This is a genomic window from Achromobacter sp. D7-1 (assembly GCF_059760445.1).
The window spans coordinates 46,043-56,230 of record NZ_JCBAMT010000041.1 but is presented as its reverse complement, the minus strand read 5'-3'; the positions used below and the strand labels follow the sequence as shown (position 1 = coordinate 56,230).

9 protein-coding genes and 1 pseudogene are annotated in these 10,188 nt (G+C 67.7%); all 10 read left to right on the top strand.

Features of this window, described 5'->3' with window-relative positions:
- A pseudogene (trkA, locus tag AC6LKD_RS18390) lies at positions 1–169 on the top strand (Trk system potassium transporter TrkA); the annotation flags it as partial.
- Positions 156–995, top strand: coding sequence for a bifunctional enoyl-CoA hydratase/phosphate acetyltransferase (locus AC6LKD_RS18385; protein ID WP_498117042.1), 840 nt, complete (start codon positions 156–158; stop codon positions 993–995). The pseudogene trkA and the gene AC6LKD_RS18385, both read left to right, overlap by 14 nt.
- Positions 996–1,128: 133 nt before the next feature.
- On the top strand, positions 1,129–2,706 hold the full coding sequence (locus tag AC6LKD_RS18380) for an ABC transporter substrate-binding protein (protein WP_498117041.1): 1,578 nt from the start codon (positions 1,129–1,131) through the stop codon (positions 2,704–2,706).
- Between the two features lie 9 nt (positions 2,707–2,715).
- Complete coding sequence (locus AC6LKD_RS18375; RefSeq protein ID WP_498117039.1) at positions 2,716–3,684, top strand: ABC transporter permease; 969 nt, start codon at positions 2,716–2,718, stop codon at positions 3,682–3,684.
- On the top strand, positions 3,681–4,583 hold the full coding sequence (locus AC6LKD_RS18370; protein WP_498117037.1) for an ABC transporter permease: 903 nt from the start codon (positions 3,681–3,683) through the stop codon (positions 4,581–4,583). The genes AC6LKD_RS18375 and AC6LKD_RS18370 overlap by 4 nt, the downstream gene beginning before the upstream one ends.
- On the top strand, positions 4,580–5,569 hold the full coding sequence (locus AC6LKD_RS18365) for an ABC transporter ATP-binding protein (RefSeq protein ID WP_013393519.1): 990 nt from the start codon (positions 4,580–4,582) through the stop codon (positions 5,567–5,569). Before AC6LKD_RS18370 ends, AC6LKD_RS18365 begins: the two co-directional genes overlap by 4 nt.
- Positions 5,566–6,588: an ABC transporter ATP-binding protein gene (locus AC6LKD_RS18360; protein ID WP_498117036.1), complete on the top strand. Its 1,023-nt coding sequence runs from the start codon at positions 5,566–5,568 to the stop codon at positions 6,586–6,588. Before AC6LKD_RS18365 ends, AC6LKD_RS18360 begins: the two co-directional genes overlap by 4 nt.
- A gap of 28 nt (positions 6,589–6,616) precedes the next feature.
- On the top strand, positions 6,617–8,272 hold the full coding sequence (locus AC6LKD_RS18355) for an amidohydrolase (RefSeq protein ID WP_498117035.1): 1,656 nt from the start codon (positions 6,617–6,619) through the stop codon (positions 8,270–8,272).
- 1 nt (position 8,273) lies between these two features.
- Positions 8,274–9,245, top strand: a complete 972-nt coding sequence (locus AC6LKD_RS18350; protein WP_498117034.1) for a CobW family GTP-binding protein — start codon at positions 8,274–8,276, stop codon at positions 9,243–9,245.
- A 151-nt stretch (positions 9,246–9,396) separates the two neighbouring features.
- Positions 9,397–10,137 carry an SDR family NAD(P)-dependent oxidoreductase gene (locus AC6LKD_RS18345; protein ID WP_498117033.1) on the top strand — a complete coding sequence of 247 codons (741 nt, stop codon included), beginning with the start codon at positions 9,397–9,399 and terminating at the stop codon, positions 10,135–10,137.
- The last annotated feature ends 51 nt before the right edge of the window (positions 10,138–10,188 follow it).

Genomic DNA, 10,188 nt, shown 5'->3' with positions numbered 1-10,188 from the left:
GCGGGTCAGTGTCGTGACCGTGCGGGTCGGGGCCGGCAGCCCGATGGCCCATTCCCCCGTCGACAAGCTGCGAGACGTCTGGCCCGACGTGAAGGCGCGCGTGATCGACGTGCTGCGCGGCGGCCGGACGCTTGCGCACTGCGGTAGCGTATCCCTTGTGTCCGACCAGTCTGGGCGCGGCCGTGCAGGCGCGCGACGCGGGCTACATCGAACCAGTGCTGGTCGGCCCCGCGGGCCGGCTGCGCACCCTGATGGCGGACCTGGGGCTGCGCGAAGGCGAGCTGGAAGTGGTCGATACGCCCGACGACGAGGTGCAGGCCGCGCGCGCATCGGCGGCGCTGGCGCGCGATGGCGCGGTGCGCATGCTGATGAAGGGCAGCCTGCATACCGACCACTTCATGTCGGCGGTGGTGGCGCGCGAAGCAGGCCTGCGCACCGACAGACGCATCAGCCATGCCTTCGTGATGGCGGTTGCGGCCTATCCCAAGCTCTTCATCCTGACCGACGCAGCCGTCAACATCGCGCCGACCCTGCAGGAAAAGGCCGACATCGCGCAGAACGCCATCGACCTGGCGCGCGCGCTGGGCGTGGAACGGCCCAAGCTGGCGGTGCTGTGCGCCACCGAGTCCGTCAACCCTTCCATGCCCGCCACGCTGGATGCGGCGGCCCTGTCGAAGATGGCGGACCGCCAGCAGATCCGCGGCGGCGATATCGACGGCCCGCTGGCCTTCGACAACGCCATCTCGCGCGAGGCGGCCGACCAGAAGGGCATCGTGTCGCGCGTGGCGGGCGATGCCGACATCCTGCTGGTGCCGGATATCGAGGCCGGCAACATGCTCTACAAGGAACTGACCTGGCTGGCCGGCGCGGGTACGGCCGGGCTGGTGCTAGGCACGCGCGTGCCCGTGCTGCTGACCAGCCGCTCCGATTCCATGCAAGCCCGCGTCAACAGCTGCGCGGTGGCCTCGTTGTATGCGCGGGCGCAGGCTGCCTGAGTTCCGGCCGTCGACGCGACTGGCTCCAAAAAGTCCGGCGGTTTGGTACTAAGCCTGGACCCTCAGGCTGGATACGCTACCCCCAAGGCCATCCGTTGAATGGTTCGCGACACACAAGATCAAGGGGTAGAACATGCGCAGCGCAAAAAAATGCCTGACCACGATTCTGACGGCGCTGGCCCTGGCGGGCGGAGCCATGGCCGCGGACGCGCCCAAGCCGGGCGGCACGCTGGTGATCGGTTCGACGCAAGTGCCGCGTCACCTGAACGGCGCGGTGCAGTCGGGCATCGCCACCGCCTTGCCCAGCACGCAGCTGTTCGCCAGCCTGCTGCGCTACGACGCCGATTGGAAGCCGCAACCCTATCTGGCCCAGTCCTGGGAATTGGCGCCGGACGGCAAGTCGCTGACCCTGCATCTGCGCAAGGACGCGCTGTTCCATGACGGCAAGCCGGTGACCTCGGCCGACGTGGCGTTTTCCGTCATGGCGGTCAAGAAGAACCACCCGTTCCAGACCATGTTCGCGCCGGTGGAGGCCGTGGACACGCCGGACCCCTACACGGTGGTGCTGCGCATGAACAAGCCGCATCCGGCCATCCTGCTGGCGCTGTCGCCGGCCTTGATGCCGGTGCTGCCCAAGCACATCTATGACGACGGCCAGGACCTGAAGAACCACCCTCGCAATTCGGCCGACGTGGTCGGGTCGGGTCCGTTCAAGTTCAAGGAGTTCAAGCCCGGGCAGGAAATTGTGCTGGAGAAATTCGACAAGTTCTTCCTGCCCGGCAAACCCTACCTGGACCGGATCGTGGTGAAGATCAATCCGGACGCGACCAATCTGCTGATCGGATTGGAACGCGGCGACATCGGCGTGCTGCCGTTCATGACCGAGCCCACCATCCTGCGGCGCGCCAAGGACAATCCCGCCATCGTCATGACCAGCAAGGGCTACGAAGGTATAGGCGCGCTGAGCTGGCTGGCCTTCAACACCGCGCGCAAGCCGCTGAACGACGTGCGGGTGCGGCAGGCTATCGCCTACGCCACCGACAAAGGTTTCATCACCAAGGCGCTGAACGCCGGTTTCGCCCAGCCCGCCGACGGTCCCATCATCGGCACCAGCCCGTTCGCCACCCAGGACGTCGCCAAGTATCCGCTGGACCTGAAGAAGTCCGAACAGTTGCTGGAAGAAGCGGGCTTCAAGAAGGACGCCAAGGGCGAACGCCTGTCGCTGACCGTGGACTATATGCCGGGTTCCGACGTGCAGGGCAAGAACGTGGCGGAGTACCTGCGCAGCCAGCTGAAGAAGGTCGGCATCGCGGTGCAGGTGCGCGCCTCGCCGGACTTCCCGACCTGGGCCAAGCGCATCGCCAGCAAGGATTTCGACATGACCACCGACATCGTCTTCAACTGGGGCGATCCGGTGATCGGCGTGCACCGCACCTATCTGTCCAGCAACATCCGCGACATCATCTGGACCAATACGCAGTCCTACGCCAATCCCAAGGTGGACGAGCTGCTGGAGCAGGCTGGCACCGAAACCGACGCGGACAAGCGCCGCGCGCTCTACGCCGAATTCCAGCGCCTGGTCACCGCGGACGTACCCATCGATTTCCTCACGGTCATTCCGTACCACACCTTGTCCTCGAAGAAGGTGCACGGGCTGCCGGACGGGATCTGGGGCGTCATCTCGCCCATGGACGATACCTACTTGCAGTAGGGGGCCGCCATGACGCGCTATCTCCTGCGCCGCCTGGCCTACGCGCTGGTGCTGCTGCTGGCCGTGGTGACGCTGAACTTCCTGCTGATCCACATCTCGCCGGGCGATCCGGTGGAGACCATTGCTGGCTCCATGGGCGGCATCAGCGAAGAACTGCGGGCGCAGTTGCGCACGCAGTACGGGCTGGATCAACCCTTCCTGACGCAGCTGGGCATCTATCTGATGCAGGTGCTGCGCGGCGACCTGGGCTATTCCTACTTTTTCAACGTGCCGGTGGCGCAACTGATCTGGGATCGCGTGCCGGCCACGCTGCTGCTGGTGGTGACCTCGGTGCTGAGCGCTTTCCTGGCAGGCACGCTGTTGGGCACGCTGGCCGCGCGCAAGCCCAATGGACCGCTGTCGCAAGGCATCACGCTGCTGTCGGTGGTGGGCTATTCCGCGCCGGTGTTCTGGACCGGCATTATCCTCATCATCCTGTTCGCCTCGGTGCTGCCGATCTTCCCGGTGTCCGACATGCGCTCTGCCGGCGGACCCCAGGACGGCTGGGCCGGCGTGCTGGACGTGCTGCACCATCTGGTGCTGCCGGCCTTCACCTTGGCATTTGTCTACCTGGCGCAGTACAGCCGGCTGGCGCGCGCCAGCGTCATGGAGGCCCTGTCGGCCGACTACATCCGCACCGCGCGCGCCAAGGGTCTGCCGGAACGCACCGTGCTGTACAAGCACGCGCTGCGCAACGGCGTGCTGCCGGTGGTGACCATGCTGGGCCTGCAGTTCGGCAATGTGCTGGCGGGCGCGATCCTGGTCGAGACGGTCTTCAACTGGCCGGGGCTGGGGCGGCTGGCCTTCGATTCCGTGCTCAGGCGCGACTATCCCACGCTGCTGGGCATCCTGCTGTTCGCTTCGCTGCTGGTGGTGGTGATGAATCAGCTTACCGATCTGGCCTACCGCCTGATCGATCCCAGGATCAAGACCTCATGAGCCAGACTCCTTCCGCCGTTCCCGTTGCCGCTTTGCAGGCCCAGACGGCGCGGCCGCCGGCCCGTCCGTCGTACGAGGCCCTGCGGGTGTTCGCGCGCAATCCCTCGGCGCTGGCCGGCGTGCTGCTGCTGGCCGTCATCCTGGCGGTGACGATCTTCGGCCCCATGGTCATGCAGGCGGACCCCTTCGAGATCGCCGGCGCGCCGATGACGCCGCCGGGCGCGGACGCCTTGATGGGTACCGACTACCTGGGCCGCGACGTGCTGACCGGCATGGTCTACGGCGGCCGCGCCACGCTGCTGGTGGGCGTGGTGGCGGCGGTGCTGTCCATGGCCATCGGGCTGACGGTCGGGGCGCTGGCAGGCTACTACGGCGGCTGGATCGACGAAACCCTGATGCGCATCACCGAGTTCTTCCAGGTGCTGCCCACCTTGCTGTTCGCCATGGTGCTGGTGACGCTGTTCTCGCCTTCGCTCGCGACCATCGCGGTGGCGATCGGCGTGGTCAGCTGGACAGGCACGGCGCGGCTGGCGCGCGGCGAATTCCTGCGGCTGAAACGCCGCGAGTACGTGCTGGCGGAGCGGGTGATAGGCGCGGGCGACGCCCGCATCATCTGGCGGGTGATCCTGCCCAATGCCTTGGCGCCGCTGATCGTGTCCGCGACGCTGGCGATAGGCATGGCGATTCTGTTCGAGGCCGGCCTGTCGTTCCTGGGCCTGGGCGATCCCAACATCATGAGCTGGGGCCTGATGATAGGCAGCAACCGCCCCTACATCCTGACCGCGTGGTGGGCGGTGACCCTGCCGGGCGCCGCCATCTTCGTGACCGTGCTGGCCGTCAGCCTGATCGGCGACGGGCTGAACGACGCGCTGAATCCCAACTCGCGGGGGCGGGCATGAACGCCCCGGTGCTGGAGGTGGATAGCCTGAGCCTGGAATTCCAGGCGCGCGGGCGCGCGGCCGAGGTGCTGAGCGCGGTGAGCTTTGCCCTGAACCCTGGCGAGACCCTGTGTCTGGTGGGCGAATCCGGCTGCGGCAAGAGCATGACGGCGCTGGCCATCATGCGGCTGATTCCCGCGCCGGGGCGCATAGGCGGGGGCAGCGTGCGCCTGCGCGGCGATGACCTGGCCGGCCACGACGAAGAGGCCATGCGTCGGGTGCGCGGCAACAAGATATCGATGATCTTCCAGGAGCCCATGACGGCGCTGAATCCCGTGTACACGGTCGGCGACCAGATTGCGGAGCCCTTGCGCCTGCATCAGGGCCTGAGCAAGAGCCAGGCCCGTGAGCGCGCCATCGACATGCTGAAGTCGGTGGGTATCCCCTTGCCCGAGCGGCGCGTGGACGACTATCCGCACCAGATGTCCGGCGGCATGCGGCAGCGAGTCATGATCGCCATCGCGCTGGCCTGCGATCCGGACGTGCTGATCGCCGACGAGCCCACCACCGCGCTGGACGTGACTGTGCAGGCGCAGATATTCGACCTGCTGCGCGAGCAACAGGCCCGGCGCGGCACCGCGGTACTGCTGATCACGCACGACATGGGCGCGGTGTCGGAAATGGCCGACCGCGTGGTGGTCATGTACGGCGGGCGGGTGGTGGAGCAGGGCGGCGTGCGCGAAATCCTGGCGCAGCCGCGCCATCCCTACACCCAGGGGCTGATCGCCTGTCTGCCGGAACTGGACCGCGAGCCCGACGACATCCGCCCGGACCTGCCGGAGATTCCCGGCGTGGTGCCTTCGATCTGGGAGCGCGGCGCGGGCTGTCCGTTCATGGAGCGCTGCGGGCAGGCCATGGCCCGTTGCCGCGACGCATTTCCACCGTTGGTCCAAGTGGGCGAGGGCCAGGAAGTGGCCTGTTGGTTGTATCCGGAGGCAGCGCGATGACATCACCGCAATCTCCCGCCTTGCTGTCCGTGCGCGATCTTGCCGTGCATTTCCCCATTGGCGGACGCGGACGCGATGGCAAGCCCGTCGTCGTGAAGGCCGTGGACGGCGTGTCCTTCGAGCTGCAGCGCGGTCGCACCCTGGCGATCGTGGGCGAGTCCGGTTCGGGCAAGACCACCACCGCCTTGTCGGTGCTGCGCCTGGCGGATCCGACCGCGGGTTCCATACACTTCGACGGCACCGATATGACGGCGCTGGGCGGTTCGGCCCTGCGCCGCATGCGCCGCCGCGTGCAGCTGGTGTTCCAGGATCCGTATTCCTCTCTCAATCCGCGCCAGCGCGCGGGCGATATCGTGCGGTCGCCACTGGACCTGATGGGCATCGATCCGCCGGGCGGACGCGAGGCGCGGGTGGCCCGCATGTTCGAACTGGTGGGCTTGCGGCCGGAACAGCGGCAGCTGTTTCCGCATCAGTTCTCTGGCGGACAGCGGCAGCGGCTGAACGTGGCCCGGGCCCTGGCCAGCGCGCCGGACCTGATCGTCTGCGACGAGCCGGTGTCCGCCCTGGACATCGCCATCCGCGCGCAGATCCTGAACCTGCTGCGGCGCATCCAGCGCGAGCAGGGGCAGTCATTCCTGTTCATCTCGCACGACATGGCGGTGGTGGAGCACATCTGCGACGACATCGCCGTCATGTATCTGGGCAAGATCATCGAGCAGGCCTCGCGCAACGCCTTCTTCACGCGCCCCTTGCATCCCTACAGCGTCGCCCTGATGTCGGCGGTGCCGACCGTGAAGGGCGGGCGCGAACTTGCCGCCCGCCGGGTACGGCTGGCGGGGGATCCGCCCAGCCCGGTCGATCCGCCGCCCGGCTGCCGCTTCGCCGGCCGTTGCCCGGCCGCGCAGCCGCTCTGCACCACGCGCGAGCCCGCTCTGCGCGAAGTGGCGCCGGGCCACCGCGTGGCCTGCCATTTCGTCGAATCCCGCGATGGCGTCCTGGTGTCGCCGCTGCAGGGATAAGCCCACCCTCCGATAGAAGGACAGACCGATGACCCAGACCCGCGCACGAACCACGATCTATGCCGCGCGCAGCATCCTGACCATGAACCCGATGCAGCCGCGCGCCACCCATGTGGCGGTGCGCGAGGGCCGCATCCTGGGCGTGGGCAGCCGCGAAGACCTGGCGGGCTGGGGGCCTGCCGAACTTGACGAACGCTATGCGGACAAAGTGCTCATGCCCGGCCTGGTGGAAGGGCATTGCCACCTGCCGGAAGGCGGCATGTGGAAGTTCGTGTACGTGGGCTATTACGACCGGCGCGGGCCGGACGGCCGGCTTTGGGAAGGCCTGAAGAGCTTCGACGCGGTGGCTGCCCGGCTGAGCGAGGCCGAGCGTGCCTTACCAGCCGGCGAAACGCTGATCGGCTGGGGCTTCGATCCGATCTTCTTCGACGGCGCGCGCATGCGTGTGCAGGACCTGGACGCCGTTTCCGCCGAGCGGCCCGTGGTGGTGATGCACGCCAGCATGCACCTGATGAACGTGAATACCCCGATGCTGGCGCGTGCCGGCATCGACCGCGATACCGATATCGAAGGCATTACCCGCATGGACGATGGGCGCCCCAGCGGCGAGCTCTGCGAATTCGCGGCCATGTTTCCCGTCATGCGCCTGATCGGCAGCCCGTTCCGCACCGTGGGCGTGTCGGAAGAGGGCCTGCGCATGTTCGGCAAGGTGGCTCAGTGGGCAGGCGTCACGACCGCCACGGACCTGGTCAACGAGCTGGGGGACGACGGCCTGGCGACGCTGGCGCGCATCACCTCTGAACCGGACTATCCGGTGCGCATCGTGCCCGCCGCGTCCGCGCTGACGTATGCGGGCGATCCGGCGCGCTGCCTGGCCAAGTTGGAGGATGCCCGGCGGCTCAACAACGACAAGCTGCATCTGGGCATGGTCAAGCTGGTGGTGGACGGCTCGATCCAGGGCTTTACGGCCAGGCTGCGCTGGCCGGGCTACTACAACGGCGCGCCCAACGGCATCTGGGTGATCGCGCCGGCCGAACTGGACGCCATGGTCCAGACGTATCACGATGCCGGCGTGCAGCTGCATATCCACACCAATGGCGATGAAGCCACCGAGCTTGCCATCGACGCCGTCGACCGCGCCCTGCGCCGCAGTCCGCGCCGGGACCACCGCCATACCTTGCAGCATTGCCAGATGGCCGACGCGGCGCAGTTCCGGCGCATGGCCAGTCTGGGCATGTGCGCCAATCTTTTCGCCAACCACATCTTTTACTGGGGCGATGCGCACCATGCCCTGACCATGGGGCCGGACCGCGCCAACCGCATGGACGCCTGCGCTTCGGCGGCGCGCGCCGGCGTGCCGTTCTCCATCCACTCGGACGCGCCCATCACGCCGCTGGGACCGCTGTTCACGGCCTGGTGCGCGGTCAATCGCCAGACTTCCTCGGGCAAGGTGCTGGGCGAATCCGAGCGCATCGGCGTGGAGGCGGCCCTGCACGCCGTGACGCTGGGCGCGGCCTACACCCTGCACCTGGACCATCTGGTGGGCTCCATCGAGATCGGCAAGCATGCCGATTTTTGCGTGCTGCAGGACGATCCGCTGGAAGTGCCGCCCGAGCAGCTGAAGGACGTACGCGTGCTGGGCACGGTCATCGGCGGCAGGCCGCTGGCGTTGCGGGAGGCCTGAGATGGCGCCGTTGGGCGGAGCGCGCATCGCGCTGACCGTGGTGGGCGGGTTTCTGGGCGCGGGCAAGACGACCTTGCTCAATCATGTGCTATCCACCACTCGCCGCCGTGCGGCGGTCCTGGTCAATGACTTCGGCCCGGTGGACATCGACGCCGGACTGATCGCGCAGCGCAGCGACCAGGTGATCAGGCTGGCCAACGGCTGTGTCTGCTGTTCGATGGCAGGTGGCCTGGACGACGCCTTGGCGCGCGTCCTGGCGCTGGACCCCTTGCCCGAATGGATCGTGATCGAAGCCAGCGGCGTGTCGGATCCAGGCCGCATCGCGCAGGTCGGCATGGCCGATCCCATGCTGCAGCTGGAGGGCGTGGTGGTCCTGGCCGACGCCGCGAACGTGCGCGCGCTGGCGGCGGATCCCCTGTTGGCCGATACGCTGGAACGCCAGCTCAAGGCCGCGGATCTGCTGGTGCTGAACAAGACCGACCTCGCGTCCGCCGAGGAATTGCCGGCGCTGCGCCAGTGGCTGCATGCGGCGACGCGCGGGGCCGCGATGGTCGAGGCGCGGGAAGGGCGCGTGGATCTGCGTCACCTGCTGGGCGAGGGCGAGATGCACGGTCTCGCGCGTGCATGCGCCAGCGGCGCTTGCGGACATCCGGGACACATCCACCCCGCAACGTCCGATGAGCCCGACCACCCTTTCCAGAGCTGGCTATGGCGCGCGCCTGCGCTGCTCGACGCCGACAGGTTCGCCAACAGGCTGCGCGAGGCGCCCAGGCAGCTGCTGCGCGCCAAGGGCTGGGTGCGTACCGACCGGCATGGCCTGGTGCTGGTCCAACTGGCCGGGCGGCGGGTGCGGTACGACACGCAGGCCAGGCCGCCGGCCGATCTGGACGCGCCGTCGCTGGTGCTTATTGGCCTGCGCGGCGCCATCGACCCTGCCAACATGGACGCCTGGCTCGCGCAAGCGTCGGCCTGAAGGAGTGCCCCAGAGAGACATGAATTAATTGGATTACCTGTTCATATCTTTGTGATTGATTGATTCGATGTGGCCGGGAGAATGCGCCGGGGACTTGCCGGCGTTTCCTACGGCGACCTATCGACCCAATCAGTCTACAAAGGAGTGAATCATGACAGGTACTACCAACGGCGCGCGCAAGGCCGCCATCGTATTCGGCGGTTCGCGCGGCATTGGCGCCGCCATTGCGCGGCGGCTGGCTGCCGACGGCGCGGACGTGGCGTTCACCTACGTCTCGGCCCCCGAGCGGGCGCGGGAAACCGCCGCCGCGATCGAGGCGAGCGGGGCGAAAGCGCTGGCCATCCATGCCGACAGCGCGAATGCGGAGGCGATCCGGCAGGCCGTCGCGCAGGCGGTCGAGCGTTTCGGGCGGCTTGACGTCGTGGTGGTCAACGCCGGCATCATGAAGCTGGGCGGGGTGGCCGAAGTGAGCCTGGCGGATCTTGACCAGATGCTGGCCATTAACGTGCGAGGCGTGTTCCTGGCCATCCAGGCAGGGGTTGCGCACCTCGCGCACGGCGGCCGCATCGTCACGATCGGCAGCAATGTGGCCGTGCGCATCGGGGGCCCGGCCGCGAGCGTCTATTCAATGACGAAGGCCGCGGTGGCCACGATGGTCAAGGGCATCGCCATCGACCTGGCGCCGCGCGGGATCACCATCAACAACGTGCAGCCAGGGCCTGTCGAGACCGAATTGGCGGCCCCTTATCTCGACATGGTCCGTCCGATGATTCCACTGCAGCGGACCGGCAGCGCTGACGAAATCGCAGGGCTGGTCGCATGGCTCGCGAGCGCCGAATCGGGATACATGACGGGGTCGAGCCTGACGATCGACGGCGGGATGGTGCTGTAGCGCCGACAGGCGCGGGAGGCGGCATCGATCTTGCCGGGATCGACGCGCCCG

Excerpts from the sequence above, each read along its gene's own strand:
- AC6LKD_RS18380 (WP_498117041.1), top strand. The coding sequence starts at position 1,129 with ATGCGCAGCGCAAAAAAATGCCTGACCACGATTCTGACGGCGCTGGCC.
- AC6LKD_RS18375 (WP_498117039.1), top strand. The coding sequence starts at position 2,716 with ATGACGCGCTATCTCCTGCGCCGCCTGGCCTACGCGCTGGTGCTGCTG.
- AC6LKD_RS18370 (WP_498117037.1), top strand. The coding sequence starts at position 3,681 with ATGAGCCAGACTCCTTCCGCCGTTCCCGTTGCCGCTTTGCAGGCCCAG.
- AC6LKD_RS18365 (WP_013393519.1), top strand. The coding sequence starts at position 4,580 with ATGAACGCCCCGGTGCTGGAGGTGGATAGCCTGAGCCTGGAATTCCAG.
- AC6LKD_RS18360 (WP_498117036.1), top strand. The coding sequence starts at position 5,566 with ATGACATCACCGCAATCTCCCGCCTTGCTGTCCGTGCGCGATCTTGCC.
- AC6LKD_RS18355 (WP_498117035.1), top strand. The coding sequence starts at position 6,617 with ATGACCCAGACCCGCGCACGAACCACGATCTATGCCGCGCGCAGCATC.
- AC6LKD_RS18350 (WP_498117034.1), top strand. The coding sequence starts at position 8,274 with ATGGCGCCGTTGGGCGGAGCGCGCATCGCGCTGACCGTGGTGGGCGGG.
- AC6LKD_RS18345 (WP_498117033.1), top strand. The coding sequence starts at position 9,397 with ATGACAGGTACTACCAACGGCGCGCGCAAGGCCGCCATCGTATTCGGC.